Below are 18,699 nucleotides of genomic sequence, written 5' to 3'. Positions count from 1 at the left end.
CATAGACATGAACAGAATTCTTCCCCATATCGTCGCTTTTGTTGCCGGTCTCGCCGTGGTTTGCTGGATCGGTGCCGGCTACGCGGGCGCGAACGCGCTCGCCCTCGCCGTGACGTTGGTGATCGGTGCCTTCTACGTGACTGGCGCGTTCGAACTCCAGTGCTATCGGCAGGCGACGGCCTCGCTGGCGCATGCGGTCTCGAATTTGTCCGAGAAACCGGCGGGTCTCGGCCAGTGGCTGGACACGCTTCCAGCCGGTCTGCGCGATGCCGTCCGGCTGCGCGTCGAGGGCGAGCGCGTGACGCTCCCCGCGCCGACGCTGACGCCGTATCTCGTCGGATTGCTAGTCCTGCTCGGCATGTTCGGCACTTTCCTCGGCATGGTGGCCACGCTGCGCGGCACGGGCATGGCACTGGAAGGGGCGACGGACCTGCAAGCCATGCGTGCTTCGCTGGCGGCACCGGTGAAGGGGCTGGGTTTCGCGTTCGGTACCTCGGTCGCGGGCGTTGCCACGTCGGCGATGCTGGGCCTGATCGCGGCGCTGTGTCGGCGCGAGCGCATCGAAGCCGTGCGGCAACTCGACACCCGCATCGCCACCACGCTGCGCCCGTTCTCGCGCAGCCATCAGCGCGATGAGATGTTCCGGCTCGTGCAGCGTCAGGCCGAGGTCATGCCGACGCTGGTCGACCGTCTGCAAGACATGATGGCCACGATGGAGCGCCAGAGCCGGACCCTGGCCGAGCGCCTTGCCGCGAGCCAGGAGGCGTTTCACGGTTCGACCGAAGCGACTTACACGCGGCTGGCGTCCTCCGTCGAAGAAAGCTTGAAATCCAGTATTGCCGAGAGCGCGCGCGTAGTCAGCGCGGTGGTCGAGCCCGCCGTCAGGGAGACGATGGCCGGTCTCGCGCAGGAGATGTCGGCATTGCGCGAGACCGTCTCTGGGACGGTGCAGCAACAACTCGAAGGCATCTCGACCCAGTTCGCGACAACCACTGCCAATGTCGCCGATGTCTGGCAGCAGGCCTTGGGCGACCATCGACACGCAAGCGAAGCCCTGACGCGCGACCTCCGCCAATCACTCGATACCTTCGGTGAAGCCCTGGTACGCGAGAACCAGCAAGCACTGGCTGGCACTTCGGCCAGTTTCGCATCGCAATCAGCATCGCTGGCGGCGGCGGTGAGCCAGTCGCACGCTGATCTTCAGGCCCAGTTGCTGGCTCGCGACGAACAGCGCCTGGCCGCGTGGACCGATGCGCTCGGCGCCATGGCCGCCGCCATCGCCACGCAGACGCAAGCCCAGGCCAGTGAGACGATTGCGGAAGTGTCTCGCCTCGTCGAGGCCACGACGGCGGCCCCCAAGGCAGCGGCCGCCATCATCGAGGAACTGCGGGAGAAGCTCTCCGACGGCCTCGCGCGCGACAACGCGATGCTCGCCGAACGTGGGCGCCTGCTGGCATCGCTGGAAACGCTGCTCGATGCCGTGAACCATGCCTCCACCGGCCAGCGCGCCGCGGTTGACGGCCTCGTGACGACCACGGCGGAGCTGCTCGAGCGCGTCGGTGCCCGGTTTGCCGAGACGGTCGAGTCCGAATCCGGACGCATGGCGACGATTGCCGCGCAGGTGTCGTGCAGCGCCGTCGAGACCGCCAGCCTTGGCGAGTCGTTCGGCGCGGCCGTGCAGGTGTTCAGCGATGCCAACGGGCAGTTGGTCGCGCATTTGGAACGCATCGAGGCTGCGCTCGACAAGTCGATGACGCGCAGCGACGAGCAGCTCGCCTACTACGTGGCGCAGGCGCGGGAAGTGGTCGATCTCAGCATGCTGTCGCAGAAGCAAATCCTGGAAGACCTGCAACGGCTGGCAGCGCCGGGCGCGGCCAACGGACCGGGCGCGGAGGCCGCATGAGTGAGGACCTCGACGCCGGCGTGGAGTCAACGGCGCCCGTCTGGGCCGTCTTCGGTGACCTGATGTCGGTGCTACTGGGCGGCTTCGTGCTGATTTTGCTTGGGGTGATCGGCTTCCAGATGGAGCTGTCGGCCCGGCTCGAAGCCGAGGTCAAGCAACGGCAGGAGGAGATGCAGCGGCGCGAGACGCTCGAGAAGGCGCTGGCGGGGCCGCTTTCGGCGGGCCGTGTGACGCTCGTGAACGGGCGCATCGGCATCAGCGGGAACGTGTTGTTCGCGGTGAATTCGGACCAGTTGCAGCCAGAAGGGCGCGAGTTGCTGAAGGGGCTCGCTGCGCCGCTGGGGGCCTATCTGCATGCGCGCGACGAGATCCTGATGGTGAGCGGCTATACCGATGACACCCAGGTGCGCGACAGCAATCGCCGCTTTGCCGACAATTGGGAATTGTCTGCCCAGCGCGCACTGACTGTGACGCGCGCGTTAATCGATGCGGGCATTCCCGCCGCGATGGTGTTCTCTGCCGCGTTCGGCGCCGAGCAGCCGGTGGTGCCGAATGCCGACGTCGCGAGCCGCGCCAAAAACCGCCGCGTGGAGATCGCGCCGATTCCGAGAGTGTCCACGGGTGCGGCAAAGTCTCATGGCTGAATTGGACCCGCACCAGGACCCGCACCAGGACCCGCGCCAGGATCCGCGCGCCCGCCTCGCCGCCTGGCGCGAGCGCGGCGCCGAACGGATCGACCCGGTGCGCTTCCGATTCCTGGAAGCGCTGGCGCGGCGCTCGGCGACCCAGCATGGCGAAGCGCGCGAACTGCTCGATGCACGGCTTGCGCACCTCGTGGCGTCCTTTGGCGATGCCCTCACGCAAGCCGCCCCACGCGCTGACCGGCCGGCCAAGCCAGACGCCAGCCCGCTCGGCGGACTCGTGGAATACATCGCTGCGCGGTCCTCGGCCAGTGCGCTGCCACCTGTCGCTGGCGCGCAACGCGGTCCCGAGCCGGCGCCGGCCCTGATCGACTATTTCCGCGACAGTTGGGCGCGCGTCAGCGCCGACCGCCAGTTGCGCGCGGCACTGGACAGCGTGCCGGCGAACGCCGGGCCGCTCAATACGAATCATCTTGTGCATGGCGCACTTGCGCTGATGCAGGACGTATCGCCGGGCTATTTCCAGCGTTTCTTGTCCTATGTCGATGGCCTGGCGTGGCTCGAGCAGATGAGCCCCGGCGGCGCGCCCGCCGAGCCGACAGCACGCCGTGCCGCAAGCGCCCCAAAACGGCCGCGCGTCAAGCGCCGTGCCGCCGATGCCGACCCCCTTGCCTGATCGCCCATGGTTGCACGCATAATGTGCCGCATACAGTTGGGATAACAACAGGAAGGGTCAATGATGGATAACAATCAGGGCATGGGCGACCTCGCGCGCCTCGCCGCGGCGGTGGCCGTGGCAACGCTTGCCGCCTGCGGCGGTGGGGGCGATGACGACGGCGGTTCCGTCGTCCGCGTCTCGGAGGTGACCGCCACGACGAGCAAGGCTACCGCCAGCGCCAGCGTACTCCCCACAACGCGCTGGATGCCGGCCGTGACGGACACGTGGCAACTCCAGCTTCAGGGCAAGCTCAACACGTCGTACAACGCCGTCGTGTTCGATTTCGACCTGTTCGACACGCCGCAGGCCACCATCGACACGCTGAAGTCTCAGGGCAAGCGCGTGGTCTGCTACTTCTCCGCCGGCAGCAGCGAGAACTGGCGTTCGGATTATTCTCAATTCACGGCCGCTGACCAGGGCAACCCGCTCGATGGCTGGGCGGGCGAGCGCTGGCTCGACACGCGTTCCGCCAACGTCCGCAAGATCATGACGGCGCGGATGGATCTGGCGAAGGCGAAGGGGTGCGATGGCATCGATACGGACAATGTCGACGGCTACACCAACAACCCCGGCGTGCCGTTGACGGCCGCGACGCAGCTCGACTACAACCGCTTTCTGGCCACCGAGGCCCACGCGCGCGGGCTGGCCATCGGGCTCAAGAACGATATCGATCAGGTCGCCCAGCTTGCCGGCGATTTCGATTTCGCGGTCAATGAGCAGTGCTTCCAGTACAACGAATGCGGGGTCTACGCGGCGTTCACCACGCAGGGCAAGGCCGTTTTCAATGTGGAATATGCGGCGAAATGGAAGGACCCCGCGCGGCGCCCGACGCTCTGCGCGAAGGCTCAGGCGCTGAACCTGCGCACGGTGGTCTTGCCGCTGAAGCTGAACGATAACTTCCGCTACACCTGCGACTAGGCTGTTGCAATTCAGGCCGGGGGAGGCCGGCGAGCCGCCTCAGTCTGGCGTCTTGCCGGTTTTCTCCAGCTCGCGCCACGCCAGGAATAGCCGCGTGTCGAATTCGAGCTGGTGATAGCGTGGCTCCATGTGCTCGCAGAGCCGATAGAACGCCTTGTTGTGGTCGCTCTCTTTCAGGTGGGCCAGTTCGTGGACGACGATCATGCGGAGAAAGTCCGCCGGCGCCTCCTTGAACAGCGACGCCACGCGGATTTCCTTCTTGGCCTTGAGCTTGCCGCCCTGCACGCGCGAGATGGCGGTGTGCAGGCCGAGCGCGTGCTGCGCGGTGTCGAGGCGCGCGTCGTAGCCCACCTTGTGCAGCGGCGGCGCGCTGCGCAGGTATTCCTGCTTGATGTCCGACGTGTAGTCGTACAGCGCGCGATCCGTCTGGACCGTGTGCGGCGCCGGATAGCGCCGCGCGAGGTGATCCCCCAACCCGCCCGCCGCGATCAGCGCGCGCACCTGGTCGAGCACCCCGGGCGGATAACCACCCAGGAAGCGCATCGGATCCTTCACGCCGGGGCGCCAGCCTTCGCTCACAGACCCTTCCTATTTAGTGGTGATGATGGTGATGGTGCATCCAGCTGTTATCCACCGAGTTGACGAACGACTCGACGGCGTCCTTGTCCCCGGTGGCATGGCGCATCATCTCGCCGCACTTGCAGAAACCCTGGTACGGCAGGATGTGCGAGCAGGCCGACGTCTTTTGCAGATACAGTGTGACGGGTTTGGTGCACTTCTTGCACTTGAACTTGAGGGTAAGAGCAGCTTTCATGGCAATTCGGACCGAGTGTCGGAGGCCTCGCGGGATTCGCGGGACAAAGGCGACATTGTAACGATGCCCACGAATCAGCGTGGATCGCTGGTTTTCGACGGGGCAATCCGGAACGGCTCGATTTCGTACTGCTCGCCATGCTTGCGACAGTCATCGGCGATGGAGATCCACCAGTCCACCGTGACGATATACGTGCTGCCGTTGATGTCGTTCTCGGTGGCAACAGTGTCGCGGCCGAGTTTGAGATTTCGGCGGGCCATCGTCAGGGCTTTCAAGCGGGTGTCGGCGTAAAGGCTGGGGTCCCAGAGCATCATCAGCCGTTTTTCTTCCCAGACCACCCAGGCCAGTTCGTTGCCGCTGGGGAATTTATAGCCCACGACACAAAAGCGATTCCGCTCTCGGTTTGCTCTCTCTATCGCGAGGAGGTACTTGATTGTCGCCCTTGGGTCTAGGTAGCCCGGATCAGCGGAGACTCTGAATCGCCCGGAGGCATTGCCGGCAACAGCATCAGGTAGATCATGATTCGCTTGTGTACTGCTCCACCCTAGAAGTGCGAATAGCAGGAAGCCCCAAGGCGCTATTTTCATTGACGCGGCTCCCTGATCGCGAACGGCTCGATTTCGTACTGCTCGCCGTGCTTGCGGCAGTCATCGGCGATGGAGATCCACCAGTCGACTGTGACGAGATAGGTGCTGCCCTTGATGTCGTTCTCGGTGGCTACGGTGTCGCGGCCGAGCATTAGGCTGTGGCGCGCCATTGCCAAGCCGGCCAGCCGCATGTCCGCGTCAGAGCTTCCTCGCCAGAGCAGGAGGGTTCGCTCCTCCTCCCACAAGGTCCAGACCACCAAATATCCTTGCGGCATCCTGTAGCCAACAGTGCAAAATCGATTGCGCTGTTGGTTCTTGCCGCTACTGGCGACCAGATAGCGAATGGCTTTAGCGGGATCCCTGTAATAGGGGTTCGTCGAAGCTCTTGTGCGTCCCGTTGCGGTTTCCGAAACGGCGTCCGGTAGCTTGTCTTTGGCCATGGCATTTATCGAGCAGAAGGCCAAGAGAGCCAGGATTGTCTTTCTCATGGAAGTCGCCCTATTTTTTGGCATTCAACTGCGCAAGAAACGACTTGGTCAATGTGTAGAACTGCTGGCCTCCAAGTTGTTGAAATGGCTCGAAATTGGGCCCCGGTGGCTTTGACGGAAGCGTTCGCCATGCGTACATCTCGCCGGCAGATGGGTCGTTTCCAAAATGCTTTCCACTGGCGACCGCTATCGCATTTTCCACGTAGGTTCGGAAGGCCGCGTTTTTTGCGTGCGTACCGTCGTTCGCAATGTTCATGGTTTTGTTCAGCAGAAGCGCCGGACGGTCCGCAATGATCGGGTAGCTTTCGAAACCCTCTACCTGATTGGGTGCCTTGATAAGATCGGTCAAGCTGGTGGCACCGCGCGCTGCAAAATGTGTTGCCCCGAGGCGTAGCCGATTACGCATGACATGCACCATCCATTGCATGCACTTGAGCGCCTCATCCAGACTGCTGAACTTGTCGCTATCGGGGTTCGCGTTCTCCACCACCAACATCCGCGTCAAAATCCCCGCCTCGGTCCCCGCGTCTGGCAACTCATGCCTTGGCAACACCTCCACCGTCAGCCTCGGCGTATTCGCATCCCGCTGGGTGGTGCCATATATATAGGCATCGACATGCACCACCCGCCGGCTCACGATGCCGGTTTCGCTGACTTCGATCTTCAGTTGTTGCTCGATATTCCGGTCATTGACCTTGAGCGGGAGGATTCTCAAGGTGGAGTCGCTGCTCCGGAAGGCGAGATGCCTGCGGTTCGGGCCCAGGCCCGAGACCCTGAAAGGGAGTTGGTTTCCAGCGATGAGCGTGATTTGCGCGCCCATTGCCGCGCCGCTGCGGCGCAATAGTTTTGCCATGTCGGGTCCGATCCAGTGGTGAACCCGCCTGATTCTCCGAACCGCTCCTTGCCTCTGCAATGAGACGAGTCTGAAATTGGGCGCCATTTTTGCCGTGCCCGCGGCACGCCGGCCCCGCCCATCCGCCTGCTACACTCCCGCCATTCCTAGTCACACACCGCACACCTCCATGGCACAGTACGTTTTCACCATGAATCGCGTGGGCAAGATCGTTCCGCCCAAGCGTCACATTCTCAAGGACATTTCGCTGTCCTTCTTCCCCGGCGCCAAGATTGGCGTGCTGGGCCTGAACGGCTCGGGCAAGTCCACGGTGCTGAAGATCATGGCTGGCCTGGACAAGGAGATCGAGGGCGAAGCCACGCCGATGCCGAACCTGAACATCGGCTACCTGCCGCAGGAACCGCAGCTCGACCCCGAGCAGACCGTGCGCGAGTCGGTGGAAGAGGCGCTCGGCGGCGTGTTCGAGGCGCGCAAGAAGCTCGACGAGATCTACGCGGCCTATGCCGAGCCGGACGCCGATTTCGACGCCCTGGCCGCCGATCAGGCGAAATACGAGGCCATCCTGGCCGCCAGCGACGGCAACAACGTCGACCTCCAGCTCGATATCGCCGCCGATGCGCTGCGCCTGCCGCCGTGGGAAGCCAAGGTCGGCCATCTGTCCGGTGGCGAGAAGCGCCGCGTGGCGCTGTGCCGCCTGCTGCTGTCGCGCCCGGACATGCTGCTGCTCGACGAACCGACCAACCACCTGGACGCCGAGTCCGTAGACTGGCTCGAACAGTTCCTCACGCGCTTCCCGGGCACCGTGGTGGCCGTGACCCACGATCGCTACTTCCTCGACAACGCCGCCGAATGGATCCTGGAGCTGGACCGCGGACACGGCATTCCGTGGAAGGGCAACTACAGCTCGTGGCTGGACCAGAAGGAGCAGCGCCTGAAGCAGGAAGAGTCGACCGAGTCGGCGCGCCAGAAGGCACTGAACAAGGAACTGGAGTGGGTGCGCCAGAACCCGAAGGGCCGGCAGGCCAAGTCGAAGGCGCGTCTGGCGCGGTTCGACGAACTGAACAGCCAGGAATACCAGAAGCGCAACGAAACCCAGGAGATTTTCATCCCCGTGGGCGAGCGCCTCGGCAACGAGGTCATCGAGTTCGACGGCGTGAGCAAGGGCTATGGCGACCGCCTGCTGATCGACAACCTGAGCTTCAAGGTGCCGCCGGGCGCGATCGTCGGCATCATCGGGCCGAACGGCGCCGGCAAGTCCACCTTCTTCCGCATGCTGACCGGCAAGGAGCAGCCGGATAGCGGCGAGATCAAGATCGGGCCGACCGTGAAGATGGCGTTCGTCGACCAGAGCCGCGACGCGCTGGATCCGAACAAGACCGTGTTCGAGGAAATCTCGGGCGGTTCGGACGTGCTGACCGTGGGCCGCTACGAAACGCCGTCGCGCGCCTACATCGGCCGCTTCAACTTCAAGGGCGGCGACCAGCAGAAGCATGTGGGCACGCTCTCCGGCGGCGAGCGCGGCCGGCTGCACATGGCCAAGACGCTGATCGCGGGTGGCAACGTGCTGCTGCTCGATGAACCGTCGAACGATCTCGACGTGGAAACGCTGCGCGCGCTGGAAGATGCGCTGCTGGAATTCGCGGGCTGCGTGATGGTGATCTCGCATGATCGCTGGTTCCTGGACCGCATCGCCACGCACATCCTGGCGTTCGAGGGCGATTCCCACGTGGAATTCTTCCCCGGCAACTACCAGGAATACGAGGCGGACAAGAAGCGCCGTCTCGGCGAGGAAGGCGCCAAGCCGAAGCGCATCCGCTACAAGCCGATCGTACGTTGATCGTGGGATTCCCCTCTCCCGCGCGGGGGAGGGGAATCCGCAGGCATCACCCCCGCATCACCCCCGCACCAGCCTCACCTTCGTGATCTCCGAAGGCGCCCCGAAGCGTTTCGGTGGCCCCCAGTAGCCCGTACCGCGGCTCACATACACCCACAGGTTTTCATGCCGGTTCAGCCCATGCACGTAGGGCTGCTGCATCGGCACGAACAGGTTCCACGGCCAGAACTGCCCGCCATGGGTATGTCCGGACAATTGCAGATGGAAGCCGGCCGCCGCTGCCGCCGGTGCGGTACGTGGCTGGTGGGCCAGCAGCACCCGCACCGCCGCGTGCGCCGGCGCGCCGGCCAGCGCCTGCACCGGGTCGCTGCGATGGCTATCGATGAAGTGGCCTGCCGAATAGTCGGTCACGCCGCCCAGCACCAGCGCTGCGCCGTCCCGCTCCACCACCACATGCTCGTTCATCAGCACGCGCAGGCCCAATCGGCGTAGTTCAACGATCCACGCTTCGGCGCCCGAGTAGTACTCATGGTTGCCGGTCACGACGAAGGCCCCGTGTTTGGCCGATAGCCGGCCCAGCGGTGCGGTGTGGTCGGCCAGCTCGCGCACGGTGCCGTCCACGAGGTCGCCGGTCACGGCCACCGCATCGGCCTGCAGCTGGTTCACGCGGTCCACGATGCGGTCCAGGTAGGGCTTCTTGATCGTCGGGCCGACGTGGATGTCGCTGATCTGGGCGATCGTGAAGCCGTGCAGCGCCTCGGGCAGGTTGGGAATCGGCACATCCACCTCGACCACCCGGGCCAGCCCGCGCGCATTGAAATAGCCGATCACGCTGACCAGCAGCGCCAGCCCCACCACGGCGGCCGCGCTGTCGGGCAGCAGGGCGGGCGGATGCCAGCCCACGGCCAGCGTCCCGAGCAGGAACAGGTCGCGCGCCGCGGTCAGGATCAGCAGCGTTGAGAAAAATCCCATCGCCAGCATGCCGAGCCAGGAAACCCGGTCCGCCCAGGGCGGCGTCAGGCGCCGTGCCAGCAGCGCGGTGGGCAGCAGCAGGGCCGAGATGACGAGCCAGAGCGCGCCCAGGCAGGCCACGGCCATCGGCACGGGCAGGTCCGGCAACAGCCGCACGCCGATATAGCCATGCAGCAGCGCCGTGATGGAGGCGGCAAAGAGAATCGAACGGCGGGGCGGCAGGGCGCTCATCGGATGGCCTTAGGCATCGTAGTTATCCGAGGAAGGTGAGGCTGGCATAACGCGGCTTCAAGGGCAGGGTGCCAGATTCAGAGGATTCTCAAGCGAAGCAAGATGCACACCTGGCCTCAGGCCGGGCGGTCCAAACCGTACCCAGTGCTGCGGTGATCTGCGCGGATTCAACGTACGAAATGAATGTTTTCGACAGGGATTGTCCCGTCTGAGCGCCTCCATTAGATTCCTCTCAGCAGCCCGCTTGTGCCGGATGCTGCGCAATTCGACGGAGTCGCCATGTCGTTCCGCTTCATGCGTGGGTTGTCCTGCCGGGCGATGGTCGCCCTGGCCTTGCTGGGCGCCACCGCGCCAATCCTGGCTGCACAGCCGCCGGCGCGCTCGCCGCTCACGCCACTCACGTGGCCGCGCAACTTTGATACCGCCGGCGACCACATCGAGCTCTATCAGCCAGAAATCGAGAAATGGGATGGCACCCGCATGTCGGGCCGCGCCGCCGTGGCGGTGGGCCCGCGCGACGGCACGCCGACCTACGGCGTGGTGCATTTCTCCGCGACGGCCGACATCGACAAGCCCTCGGCACTGGTCCAGCTCTCCCAGATCGAGATCGAAAGCGTGGAAGTCCCCACCCGCCCCGACGCGGCCGACACGGTGCGCCAGGCGGTCATCGCGCGGCTGCCGGCCAAGGGGCTGACGGTGCCGCTGGATCAACTGCAGGCCAGCTACGCGGTGTCCCAGCAACTGGGCCGCGCGGTGCGCGTGCCGGTGAAGAACGACGTGCCGCAGATCCTGTTCGCCACCACGCCGACCTTGCTGGTGCATGTCGATGGTGAACCCGCGTGGCGCGCCGTGGGCGGCACGTCGCTGGAGCGGGCGATCAACAGCCGCGCCCTGCTGTTGCGCGAAGCGGGCGGGGAGCTTTGGCTCAACGCCGCCGGTTACTGGTACAAGTCCGAGTCGGCGGGCGGCGCGTGGGCCGTGGTGCCGTCGCCGCCGGCGGCCCTGCTCGGCGCGGCCAGCAAGATCCAGGCAAACAAGGCCGAGCCGAAGCCCGATCCGATGTTGCCGGCCAGCGGCAAGCCGCCCGCGCAGGCGCCGGCCGTGCTGCTGGCCACGCAGCCGGCCGAACTGATCGTCACCAGCGGCGAGCCGAAGATGACCCCGGTGGGCGGCACCAGCCTGCTCACGGTGTCCAACGCCGATCACGCGGTCTTCGTCGATCCATCCACCAACCAGTCTTACGTGCTGCTCTCGGGCCGCTGGTTCCGCGCGCCAATGCTGACCGGGCCGTGGACGCACGTGGCTGGCAATCAGCTACCGGCCGACTTCGCCAAGATCTCCCCGCAGGATCCCAAGGCCAACGTGCTGGTCTCGGTGCCGGGCACGCCGCAGGCGCGCGAGGCCGAGATCGCCGCCACGATTCCGCAGACGGCATCGGTGGCGCGGGCCAAGGCCACGGTGGCCGTGGTCTATGACGGCACGCCGAAGTTCGTGCCGATCACCGGCACCTCGCTGCAATACGCGGTGAACACGGGCACGCCGGTGATCGAGGTGGATAGCAACCATTACTACGCCGTGGCCAACGGCGTCTGGTTCACGGCGAGCGTGCCGGGCGGACCGTGGCATGTGGCCACCGAGGTGCCGTCCGCCATCTACACCATCCCGCCGAGTTCGCCGATCTACTACGTCACCTACGTGCGGGTCTACTCGGTCACGCCTGAGGCGGTGGTGGTCGGCTACACCCCGGGCTACATGGGCGTGGTGGTCAACCCGGACGGCACCGTGGTCTACGGCACCGGCTATGTCTATCCGCCCTATGTGGGCGCCTACTACTACGGTTACCCCGCCACCTACGGCTATGGCGCCGGGTTTGCCGTGGGCGTGACCGAGGGCTTCGCGTTCGGCTTCGCGGCCGGCGCCATCTGGGGCGCGGCGTCGCCGTACTGGGGCCCGTACTGGTGGGGCGGCGGCTACGGCTGGAACTACGTCAACGTGAATCAGGCGAATTTCTATGGCCGATGGGGCCAGGGCACGGTCACGCACGCCCAGGGCTGGAACGCGTGGACCGGCACCCAGTGGCGCGGCACGGCGGGGTCCGGCTACAACCCGGCCACCGGCGCGCGCTACCAGGGCAGCCGGGGCGCCGCATTCAATCCGTATTCGGGCGACTACGCCGCCGGGCGGCAGGGCTCGTTCTCGAATCCATCCACCGGGCGCGAAGGCGCCGGGCGCGGCGGCGTGGTCGGCAACGAGTACACGGGCAACTACGCGGGCGGCCGGCAGGTGGCGGGCTACAACGCGCAAACCGGCCGGGCTGGCGCCGCCGAGTTCGGCGTGGCCGGCAACACCCAGACCGGCGACCACACCGCCGGCAGCCGCGGTGTGGTGGTCAATCCGAACAAGAACAACGCCGTGGCGTGGAACAACGGCAACGTCTACGCCGGCCACGACGGCAACGTCTACCAGCGCACCGACGATGGCTGGCAGCAGCACACCCCCAACGGCTGGCAGCCGGTGCAGCCAAACAGCGACGTGCAGAACCGGCTCGACCAGCAGCGCCAGGCGCGCGATGTCGGCCAGCAACGCTTCGGCAATTCCGCGCAGCAGTGGCAGGGCCGCGGGGGCGGCTTCCAGGGCGGGGGCGGGCGCTTCGGTGGCGGCGGATTCGGCGGCGGAGGCGGTCGCTTCCACGGCTTCCGGCGCTGATCGCGCGCAGTCTCGAACCCGCCTGTCCGCAGAGACTGCATCGAACGATTTTGTTGAAGGCGGCGACGAAAAGTTTGAATGGTGGCGCCGCCGACACCGCTTTAACCTGCCCACACGCACGTTGTGCGGCACGCCGCCGCGCAGCGAGACCCAACCGCAGCGGAGCGGCACATGAAACTGGTTTTCCCCATCGTCCTGGCCGTTGCCGCGCTCGGCCTGGGTGCCTGCAAGAAATCCGAACCCCCGCCGGCAGCCCAGCAGGCCGTGCCGGTGCAGGTGGTCAAGACGGCGGCGCAGGACCTGCCCGTGACCTTCGATTTCGTCGGCCAGACCGAGAGCGACCAGGCCGTCGATATCCGCGCCCGCGTGGCCGGCTTCCTGATCAAGCGCAACTACACCGAAGGCGCGGTGGTCAAGGAAAACCAGCTGCTGTTCGAGATCGACCACAAGCCGTTCCAGGTCCAGCTGGACGCCGCCCGGGCGCAGCTGGCCCAGCAGAAGGCCCGGTTCGAGGTGGCCCGCGCCAACCTCGCCCGTGTGAAGCCGCTGGCGGCGCGCAACGCGCTCTCGCAGAAGGATCTCGACGACGCCAACGGCAACTTCCACGAGGCCGCCGCCGGCGTGGAGCAGGCCCAGGCCGAGGTGAAGACCCAGGAACTGAACCTGTCCTACACCTACGTGCGCTCGCCCGTGGATGGCGTGTCCAGCTTCGCCGTGCTGCCGGTGGGTGCCTATGTCAGCACGTCCAACAGCCTGCTGACCACGGTCTCCACGCTCCAGCCGATGCGGATCAACTTCAGCATCTCCGAGCCCCAGACGCTCGAGTTCCGCGCCCAGCGCGAGGCGAAGTCGCTGGTGGTGCCGCACGACGATCAATACACGGTGACCGTGATCATGGCCGATGGCAGCGAGTACCCACAGAAGGGCCGCATCACCTTCGCCGATGCCACGTACAACCAGAACACCGGCACCTACCTCGTGCGCGCGCTGATGCCGAACCCGGGCGGCCAGTTGCGGCCCGGCCAGTTCGTGCGCGTGCTGGTCAGCGGCGCGAGCCGCCCCGGCGCCATCGTCGTGCCGCAGCGCGCGGTCATGCATGGCCCCAAGGGCGATCTGGTCTACGTGGTGGACAAGGACAACAAGGCCCAGCCGCGGCCGGTGATGGTGGGCGAGCTGTCCGGCTCGATGTGGCGCATCGCCAAGGGGCTCGAGCCGAACGAGACCGTGGTGGTGGACGGCGCCGGCAAGCTGGCGGCCGGCGCACCGGTGCGCGTGACCGGCGAGGCCCCGCCGGCGGCGGTCGGCGAGGGCAGCCGCCCCGTCAGTGCCCCGGCCAGTGCCCCCCCGGCCCCGGCCAAGACCTGAACCGGAGCGCCCCATGATTTCCGCCTTCTGCGTCAAGCGGCCGATCTTCGCGGTGGTGATGTCGATGATCATCGTCATCGGCGGCGGCGTGGCGATGTTCGCGCTGCCGATCGCCCAGTACCCGGACATCACCCCGCCCCAGGTCACGGTCAGCGCCACCTATGCGGGCGCCGACTCGGACACCGTCGCCCAGACCGTGGCCGCGCCCATCGAGACCCAGGTGAACGGTGCGGACAACATGATCTACATGCAGTCCACGTCATCGCCCACCGGCTCGATGACGCTCAACGTCTACTTCGACATCGGCACCGACCCGGACACCGCCCAGGTGCAGGTGCAGAACCGAGTGAACCTGGCGCTGCCGCAGCTGCCCGAGGCGGTGCAGAAGACCGGCGTCAACGTGGAGAAGCGCTCCACCAGCTTCCTGCTGCTGATCGGGATCTATTCGCCGGATGGCCGCTTCGACCAGCAGTACATCAACAACTACGCGAACCTGTACGTGCTGGACGCCATCAAGCGCGTCAACGGCGCCAACCAGGCGCAGATCATGGGCTCGGCGGACCTCGCCATGCGCATCTGGCTGCGGCCGGACCGCATGGCGGCGCTCGGCATCACCAGCAAGGACGTGCAGAACGCGGTGCAGAGCCAGAACGAGCAGTTCGGCGCCGGCAGCGTCGGCCAGTCGCCGAACGCCAACCCGGTGGAGCTGTCGTTCCCGCTGGTGACACCGGGCCGGCTGACCACGCCCGAGCAGTTCGAGAACATCATCCTGCGCGCCGATGCCACGGGCGCCGCCATCGTGCGGCTGCGGGACGTGGGCCGCGCCGAGATCGGCCAGCAGCAGTACATGCTGCGCTCGGCCCTGAACGGCAAGCCGGCGACGATCATCGCGGTCTACCAGCAGCCCGGCTCCAACGCGCTCCAGGTGGCCAACGACGTGCGCAAGACGCTCGACGAGATGGCCAAGACCTTCCCGGCCGGCGTGGCGTACAAGGTCTCGCTGGACACCACCGAGTTCGTCAGCGCCTCCATCGAGGAAGTGGTCCATACGCTGGTCGAGGCCGTGATCCTGGTCGTGCTGGTGGTCTTCATCTTCCTACAGAACATCCGGGCGACGGTGATCCCGGTGCTGGCCGTGTTCGTGTCGATCATCGGCACCTTTGCCGGCCTGCTGGCGCTGGGCTTCTCGATCAACCTGCTGACGCTGTTCGCGCTGGTGCTGGCCATCGGCATCGTGGTGGATGACGCCATCGTGGTGGTAGAGAACGTCGAGCGGAACATGGCCGAGTTCAAGCTCTCCCCGCGCGAGGCCACCCTGCGGGCGATGGAGGAGGTCACCGGGCCGGTCATCGCCATCGTGCTGGTGCTCTCGGCGGTGTTCATCCCGGTGGCCTTCGTCTCGGGCACAACCGGGCAGCTCTACCGGCAGTTCGCGCTGACCATCGTCATCTCGGTGGTCATCTCGGGCTTCTGCGCGCTCACGCTCTCGCCGGCGCTGGCGGCGCTGATCCTGAAGCCGGGGCACCACACGCCGTGGCGCGGCTTCGTCTGGTTCAACGAGCGGTTCGACCGCCTGGTGCACCACTACGGCGGCTGGGTGCGCACGATCATGCGGCGCGCGGTGGTCGCGCTGGCGATCTTCGGGGCGATGCTGCTGGCTACGTGGCAGCTGTTCGCGCACATCCCCACGGCCTTCGTGCCGTCCGAGGACCAGGGCTACATCCTCGTGGCGGTGATCATGCCGGACTCCGCGAGCCTGGACCGCAGCGAAAAGGTCACCTCGCAGGTGGCCGAGATGTTCCGCAAGCACCCGGCCGTGGAGGATGCCTCCGCGCTGACCGGCTACAGCTTCATCGACAGCCAGTACAAGACCAACGCCGGCACGGTGTTCGTCGGCATGAAGAGCTTCAAGGATCGCGGTTCCGCCGATCTGGGCGTGCCGGCGATGCTGGCCGAGATGACGCCCAAGCTGCGCGCGATTCCCGAGGCGGTGATCATTCCGGTCAATCCGCCGTCGATTCCCGGGCTGGGCTCGCAGGGCGGCTTCGAGTTCTGGATCCAGAACCGGGGCACCGGCAACACGGCCGAGCTGGAAGGCGTGACGCGCCGCTTCATCCAGGCAGCGGCCGCGCACAAGGAACTGGGCCGGTTGACCAGCACGATCCAGTCGGCCTCGCGCCAGATGCGGGTGGAGGTGGACAAGGAAAAGGCCGAGACCATGGGCGTGCCGATTGCCGATGTCTACGGCACGCTGCAGACGCAATTCGGCTCGCTCTACGTCAGCCAGTTCACGCAGTACAGCCGCGTCTGGCAGGTGATCCTGCAGGCCGAGCCGCAGTACCGGGCCACGCCGACGAATCTCGAATACCTGTACGTGCGCGGGCGGGACGGCAAGATGGCGCCAGTCTCCGGGCTGCTGAAGACCTACTACTCCAGCGGGCCGGACCTGCTCTCGCGCTTCAACAACTTCCCGGCGGCCAAGATCACCGGCGATGCCGCGCCCGGCCACAGTTCGGGCCAGGCGCTGGCGGCCATGGAGGCGGTGGCGCGGGAGGTGCTGCCCGCCGGCTACAGCTTCGCCTGGAGCGGCGAGGCCTTCGAGCAGAAGAAGTCCGGCAACACCACCACCATCGTCTTCGTGTTCGGCATCGTCATGGTGTTCCTGATCCTGGCGGCGCAGTACGAGTCGTGGTCCTTGCCGCTCTCGATCCTGACCGCCGTGCCGTTCGGCATCTTCGGCGCCCTGATGGCGATCCTGTTGCGGGGCTTGTCGAACGACGTGTACTTCCAGATCGGCATGGTGACGCTGATCGGGCTGGCGGCGAAGAACGCCATCCTGATCGTGGAATTCGCGGTGATGAAGCACAAGGAAGGGCTTTCCCACGCCGATGCCGCCGTGGAGGCCGCCAAGCTGCGGCTGCGGCCGATCGTGATGACCTCGCTCGCCTTCATTCTTGGCGCGGTGCCGCTGTTCATCGCCTCGGGGGCGGGGTCGAATTCGCGGCATTCCATCGGCACCGGCATCATCGGCGGGATGATCGCGGCCACTTCGCTCGCGCTGCTGTTCGTGCCGCTGTTCTCGTGGCTGGTGGGCACGGCCGCCGACAAGTGGGCGGCGCGCCGCCCGCGCAAGGTCGCGGCGCCATCCACTTCGCATCCTTCACCGAGCGCCGGGGAGCCATCATGAATGCCGTACTGCGTAGCACTGCGATGTCGGCCGCCTGTCTGGCGATCCTGGGCGGCTGCGCCATCGGCCCGGACTACGCGCGGCCGGAGGCGGCCGAGCCGCCCAACTACCGGATCGACAGCGGCGTGCTGACCGTGGCCGCCGACAGCGACTGGTGGAACAGCTTCAACGACCCGGTGCTGACCGCGATGGTCGAGGCGGCGCTGCGCAGCAACTACGACGCGCGCATCGCGGCGGCCCGCATCGACGAATTCCGGGGCCAGCTGATGGTGGCGCGCTCGGGCTTCTATCCGCAGCTGAACGCCACCGCCTCGGCGGCGCGGCAGAAAAGCGGCTCGTTCAACGGCACGCCGTTCGCGGCGCTGGGCGGCCCGCGCAACAGCTACGAGGCGCTGCTGAACGCCAGCTGGGAGATCGACCTCTGGGGCCGCATCCGCCGGCAGGCCGAGTCGGCCGAAGCCAGCCTGTGGAATGCCGAGTACACCCGGCGCGGCGTGGTGCTGGCGCTGGCGGCCTCGGTGGTGCAGGGCTACGCCACGCTGCGCGGGCTCGATGCGCAGCTCGAGGTGGCGCGCGCCACGCTCGACGCACGCGGCCGCGCACTCGACATCTTCCAGCAACGCTATCAGGGCGGCGTGATCTCGCAGGTGGAGTTGTCCCAGGCCGAGAACGACTTCTATTCGACCGAGGCGACCATCCCGCCGCTGCGCACGTCGATCGCCCAGACCGAGAACGCGTTGTCCGTGCTGCTGGGCCGCGAGCCGGGGCCGGTGGAGCGCGGCAAGCCGGTGAACGAGCTGACGGCGCCGGCCATCGGCGCCGACCTGCCTGCCGCGCTGCTGGCGCGCCGGCCGGACGTCCTGCAGGCCGAGCAAACCGCCGTGGCCGCCAACGCGCAGGTGGGCGCCGCGCTGGCGCTGTTCCTGCCGTCGGTCAATTTGTCGGGGTTCTTCGGCGCGCTGGCCACCTCGCCGGCGGGCCTGTGGCAGAGCGCCTCGCAGATCTGGGGCTTTGGCGCCAACCTCGCCCAGCCGGTGTTTCAGGGCGGGGCGATCCGGGGGCAGGTGAATACGGCCGAAGCGGTGCGCGACCAGGCCATGCTCGGCTATCAGTTCAGCGTGCTCAATGCGCTGGCCGATGTGAACAACCAGCTGTCCAACGGCATCGAGACCCGTAACCGGCTCGGCAGCCTGCGCCGGCAGGAGCAGAGCCTGCTGATCTACGCGGACCAGTCCAGCGCGCGCTACGAGGGCGGCTATTCCAGCTATCTCGAAGTGACGGACGCCCAGGAGAAGCTGTTCACGGTGCAGTTGGCGGCGATCCAGGGGCAGGTCGATGTCCTGACCGGCACCGCCTCGCTGTACAAGGCGCTTGGTGGCGGCTGGCCCGCCATCCCGAGCGATGTGCGGGACGCCGGCCTGACCGGCGACGCCCGCGCTACTGTGCCGCCTCCGCCCCCTCCCGCTAAATAGAAGTCCCTTC

Annotated in this window: 15 protein-coding genes; 9 read left to right on the top strand and 6 right to left on the bottom strand. The window is 66.5% G+C overall.

The annotated features are described in order from the left end of the window. The first annotated feature begins 7 nt into the window (after positions 1–7). The 4 genes from AC1DFU_RS22885 to AC1DFU_RS22870 all read left to right on the top strand — a co-directional run bounded on the left by AC1DFU_RS22885 (position 8) and on the right by AC1DFU_RS22870 (position 4,180). Complete coding sequence (locus AC1DFU_RS22885) at positions 8–1,903, top strand: DUF802 domain-containing protein (RefSeq protein ID WP_441593382.1); 1,896 nt, start codon at positions 8–10, stop codon at positions 1,901–1,903. Next, positions 1,900–2,547 carry an OmpA family protein gene (locus AC1DFU_RS22880; protein WP_092299162.1) on the top strand — a complete coding sequence of 216 codons (648 nt, stop codon included), beginning with the start codon at positions 1,900–1,902 and terminating at the stop codon, positions 2,545–2,547. The genes AC1DFU_RS22885 and AC1DFU_RS22880 overlap by 4 nt, the downstream gene beginning before the upstream one ends. Further along, the gene (locus AC1DFU_RS22875) at positions 2,540–3,220 is read left to right on the top strand and encodes a DUF2894 domain-containing protein (protein ID WP_092299159.1); all 681 of its coding nucleotides are present in this window, start codon (positions 2,540–2,542) and stop codon (positions 3,218–3,220) included. Before AC1DFU_RS22880 ends, AC1DFU_RS22875 begins: the two co-directional genes overlap by 8 nt. A gap of 63 nt (positions 3,221–3,283) precedes the next feature. Further along, positions 3,284–4,180 carry an endo alpha-1,4 polygalactosaminidase gene (locus AC1DFU_RS22870; protein ID WP_441593429.1) on the top strand — a complete coding sequence of 299 codons (897 nt, stop codon included), beginning with the start codon at positions 3,284–3,286 and terminating at the stop codon, positions 4,178–4,180. Between the two features lie 39 nt (positions 4,181–4,219). Here the strand turns inward: AC1DFU_RS22870 and AC1DFU_RS22865 are convergent, their stop codons facing one another. The 5 genes from AC1DFU_RS22865 to AC1DFU_RS22845 form a co-directional block, all read right to left on the bottom strand. Then, entirely contained in the window at positions 4,220–4,723 is a 504-nt protein-coding gene (locus AC1DFU_RS22865) for a M48 family metallopeptidase (protein WP_211942914.1), read from the bottom strand. Positions 4,724–4,772: 49 nt separating this feature from the next. Beyond that, complete coding sequence (locus AC1DFU_RS22860; protein WP_092299156.1) at positions 4,773–4,994, bottom strand: hypothetical protein; 222 nt, start codon at positions 4,992–4,994, stop codon at positions 4,773–4,775. Positions 4,995–5,068: 74 nt separating this feature from the next. Further along, entirely contained in the window at positions 5,069–5,371 is a 303-nt protein-coding gene (locus AC1DFU_RS22855) for a hypothetical protein (protein WP_255370936.1), read from the bottom strand. A gap of 206 nt (positions 5,372–5,577) precedes the next feature. Further along, on the bottom strand, positions 5,578–6,021 hold the full coding sequence (locus tag AC1DFU_RS22850; protein ID WP_255370935.1) for a hypothetical protein: 444 nt from the start codon (positions 6,019–6,021) through the stop codon (positions 5,578–5,580). Between the two features lie 58 nt (positions 6,022–6,079). After that, positions 6,080–6,922 (bottom strand): hypothetical protein, encoded by an 843-nt coding sequence (locus AC1DFU_RS22845; protein ID WP_441593381.1) that lies wholly within the window; start codon positions 6,920–6,922, stop codon positions 6,080–6,082. A 169-nt stretch (positions 6,923–7,091) separates the two neighbouring features. On the opposite strand from AC1DFU_RS22845, the gene ettA reads away from it, so the two are divergent. Further along, positions 7,092–8,759 carry an energy-dependent translational throttle protein EttA gene (gene ettA / locus AC1DFU_RS22840; protein ID WP_441593380.1) on the top strand — a complete coding sequence of 556 codons (1,668 nt, stop codon included), beginning with the start codon at positions 7,092–7,094 and terminating at the stop codon, positions 8,757–8,759. Between the two features lie 57 nt (positions 8,760–8,816). On the opposite strand, the gene AC1DFU_RS22835 is transcribed toward ettA, so the two are convergent. Further along, positions 8,817–9,950, bottom strand: coding sequence for a metallophosphoesterase (locus AC1DFU_RS22835; protein WP_441593428.1), 1,134 nt, complete (start codon positions 9,948–9,950; stop codon positions 8,817–8,819). Between the two features lie 288 nt (positions 9,951–10,238). On the opposite strand from AC1DFU_RS22835, the gene AC1DFU_RS22830 reads away from it, so the two are divergent. The 4 genes from AC1DFU_RS22830 (at position 10,239) to AC1DFU_RS22815 (ending at position 18,689) form a co-directional block, all read left to right on the top strand. Continuing rightward, on the top strand, positions 10,239–12,665 hold the full coding sequence (locus tag AC1DFU_RS22830) for a carbohydrate-binding family V/XII (protein ID WP_092299146.1): 2,427 nt from the start codon (positions 10,239–10,241) through the stop codon (positions 12,663–12,665). Positions 12,666–12,836: 171 nt separating this feature from the next. Next, positions 12,837–14,030 (top strand): efflux RND transporter periplasmic adaptor subunit, encoded by a 1,194-nt coding sequence (locus AC1DFU_RS22825; RefSeq protein WP_092299143.1) that lies wholly within the window; start codon positions 12,837–12,839, stop codon positions 14,028–14,030. Positions 14,031–14,043: 13 nt separating this feature from the next. Beyond that, positions 14,044–17,217: an efflux RND transporter permease subunit gene (locus AC1DFU_RS22820; RefSeq protein WP_441593379.1), complete on the top strand. Its 3,174-nt coding sequence runs from the start codon at positions 14,044–14,046 to the stop codon at positions 17,215–17,217. After that, positions 17,214–18,689, top strand: coding sequence for an efflux transporter outer membrane subunit (locus tag AC1DFU_RS22815; RefSeq protein WP_092299463.1), 1,476 nt, complete (start codon positions 17,214–17,216; stop codon positions 18,687–18,689). Before AC1DFU_RS22820 ends, AC1DFU_RS22815 begins: the two co-directional genes overlap by 4 nt. Positions 18,690–18,699 lie beyond the last annotated feature (10 nt).

The organism is Cupriavidus sp. 10L45 (genome assembly GCF_056395225.1).
This window is presented reverse-complemented; position numbering and strand designations above follow the sequence as displayed.

Coding starts and splice junctions, on each gene's coding strand:
- ettA (WP_441593380.1), top strand. CDS start 7,092: ATGGCACAGTACGTTTTCACCATGAATCGCGTGGGCAAGATCGTTCCG.
- AC1DFU_RS22825 (WP_092299143.1), top strand. CDS start 12,837: ATGAAACTGGTTTTCCCCATCGTCCTGGCCGTTGCCGCGCTCGGCCTG.
- AC1DFU_RS22870 (WP_441593429.1), top strand. CDS start 3,284: ATGGATAACAATCAGGGCATGGGCGACCTCGCGCGCCTCGCCGCGGCG.
- AC1DFU_RS22845 (WP_441593381.1), bottom strand. CDS start 6,922: ATGGCAAAACTATTGCGCCGCAGCGGCGCGGCAATGGGCGCGCAAATC.
- AC1DFU_RS22860 (WP_092299156.1), bottom strand. CDS start 4,994: ATGAAAGCTGCTCTTACCCTCAAGTTCAAGTGCAAGAAGTGCACCAAA.
- AC1DFU_RS22830 (WP_092299146.1), top strand. CDS start 10,239: ATGTCGTTCCGCTTCATGCGTGGGTTGTCCTGCCGGGCGATGGTCGCC.
- AC1DFU_RS22875 (WP_092299159.1), top strand. CDS start 2,540: ATGGCTGAATTGGACCCGCACCAGGACCCGCACCAGGACCCGCGCCAG.
- AC1DFU_RS22885 (WP_441593382.1), top strand. CDS start 8: ATGAACAGAATTCTTCCCCATATCGTCGCTTTTGTTGCCGGTCTCGCC.
- AC1DFU_RS22815 (WP_092299463.1), top strand. CDS start 17,214: ATGAATGCCGTACTGCGTAGCACTGCGATGTCGGCCGCCTGTCTGGCG.
- AC1DFU_RS22865 (WP_211942914.1), bottom strand. CDS start 4,723: ATGCGCTTCCTGGGTGGTTATCCGCCCGGGGTGCTCGACCAGGTGCGC.
- AC1DFU_RS22850 (WP_255370935.1), bottom strand. CDS start 6,021: ATGGCCAAAGACAAGCTACCGGACGCCGTTTCGGAAACCGCAACGGGA.
- AC1DFU_RS22880 (WP_092299162.1), top strand. CDS start 1,900: ATGAGTGAGGACCTCGACGCCGGCGTGGAGTCAACGGCGCCCGTCTGG.
- AC1DFU_RS22820 (WP_441593379.1), top strand. CDS start 14,044: ATGATTTCCGCCTTCTGCGTCAAGCGGCCGATCTTCGCGGTGGTGATG.